The sequence below is a fragment of the Ruegeria sp. AM9 genome, from assembly GCF_056540565.1.
The window spans coordinates 1-1939 of record NZ_JBQFWY010000034.1; the positions used below are offsets into that span (position 1 = coordinate 1).

General features: G+C 56.8%; 1 protein-coding gene and 2 pseudogenes. All 3 read left to right on the top strand.

Annotated features, from left to right (window positions below):
• Positions 1-402: flagellar biosynthesis repressor FlbT (locus tag ACR0DO_RS19420; protein ID WP_480561080.1), on the top strand; the 402-nt coding region annotated here is incomplete at its 5' end.
• Between the two features lie 68 nt (positions 403-470).
• A pseudogene (locus ACR0DO_RS19425) lies at positions 471-1606 on the top strand (IS3 family transposase).
• A 31-nt stretch (positions 1607-1637) separates the two neighbouring features.
• Positions 1638-1939 (top strand): annotated as a pseudogene (locus ACR0DO_RS19430) (transposase); the annotation flags it as partial.

The following is a 1939-nucleotide window of genomic DNA, read 5'->3' on the forward strand; positions in this document are numbered from 1 at the left end:
ATCGAAAATGGTGATCGCCGTGGTCGGTTCTCGATCATGACGCCGGAGGGAAACGTGTTGCGCCTGAGGGATGCGATCCACCCGGATGAGGTGACCACACCGGTTCGGCGTGTGTGTTACGCGGCGCAGCTTATTCTGTCCGGGGATATGGCACCGGACCAGGCGCGTCAGCAACTGTTGCGTCGGGTAGAAGAGTTAAGTCAGGTATTTACCGATGCGGACAGCCGCCGGGTCCTCGCCGAGGCGACTGACGCCTTGGTTGGGGAACAATACTATAAATGTCTGAAGTCGCTGAGATCGCTGCTGCCACGCGAAGAGCGGTTGATGGCCGATTCTGTGGAAAAACAACGTGTTGCGGACGCAGAAAGTGGTGTGCTGAACCGAGCGCGAGTGCCTTTCTGATCAGGCTTTACGTTGTCTTGGCCCCCTAAAACTGTGCCACAGTTGGCTTAGTTTTGGAGACGGGATTGATGGCGCGGAAACGGTATTCGGACGAAGATATTCTGCGGCTTTTGCGCGAGATTGAGCTGGGCCTGGCATCTGGTTCGGATGTCGCGACGGCGTGCAGAACGGCTGGTGTCAGTGATGCGACCTATTACACATGGCGCAAGCGGTTTGGTGGGATGGGACGATCTGAGATGGCCAATCTGAAGGCGCTGCAGAAAGAGAATGATCGGCTCAAGAAAATCGTGGCTGAGCTTGAACTGGACAAACTCATTCTCAAGGAGAGCCTTGATTATCTAAAGCCAAAGGCCTGACGGCAGACCAGCTTCGTCAGGCCGTGGTCCACACCCGACAAAAGCTGGCAACCTCTGAACGGCGCACCTGTCGCGTGATTGGATTGGCGCGGAGCACGCTGCAATACCGCGCAGCGCCAAAGGATGATGAGGCGTTACGTCTGGCGATGATCCGATTGGCCAAACGGTATGGGCGCTACGGCTACCGCAAGGTCGCCGAGCTGCTGCGTGTCGAAGGCTGGGCAGTCAATCATAAAAAGATCGAACGACTATGGCGCGAAGAAGGCTTGCAGCTCCCACAACGGCACAAGAAACGCAAACGGCTGTACCACAAGGACAGCTCGATCATCCGGCTCCGACCGCAACATCCCAATCACATCTGGAGCATTGACTTTGTCCACGACAAGCTGAGCAACGGACAGAGCTACAAGATGCTGACGGTGCTGGATGAGTATACCCGTGAGGCGCTCTGCGTAGCGGTCAAGCCGAAGATGAACAGCGCAGACGTGCTGGATGCGCTCTACCCACTCTTATTGCGGCACGGGAAGCCCGAACACATCCGTTCCGACAACGGCGCGGAGTTCATCGCAACGGCCCTGCAGACCTGGTTAAGAAAGGTGGGCATTAAGCCGATCCAAATCTACCCGGGATCACCTTGGGAGAATGGATACAACGAGCGCTTCAATGGCACTCTGCGCCGGGAAGTCCTCAACGCAGAATGGTTCCACACCACCAAACAGGCTCAGATCGTCATCAATACCTGGCTTAGACAGTACAATCGTGTCAGACCCCATCAGGCTCTAAACATGCGACCGCCCGTGCTCTGCCCCCTGAAAACTGGATCGTTCGGAGCTGGAGTTTTCCGCTAAATTTCCCTGGCTGGGAGAGGAGCGGAATCGCATGAAAGCATCGAAGTTCACGGAGGCGCAGAAGGCCTTCATCCTGAAGCAGGGCGAGCAAGGCACACCGGTCGCGGAGATCTGCCGAAAGGCTGGGATCAGCCAGGCGACATACTTCAATTGGAAGAAGAAGTACGGCGGCTTGTTGCCTGACGAGATGCGCCGGCTGAAGGCGCTGGAGGACGAGAACACCCGGCTGAAGAAGATCGTGGCGGACCTGACGCTGGATCGGGAGATGCTTCAGGATGTCATTCGGCGAAAGCTCTGAAGCCTGGCCGTTTGCGCGAGATTGTCACCGGGATG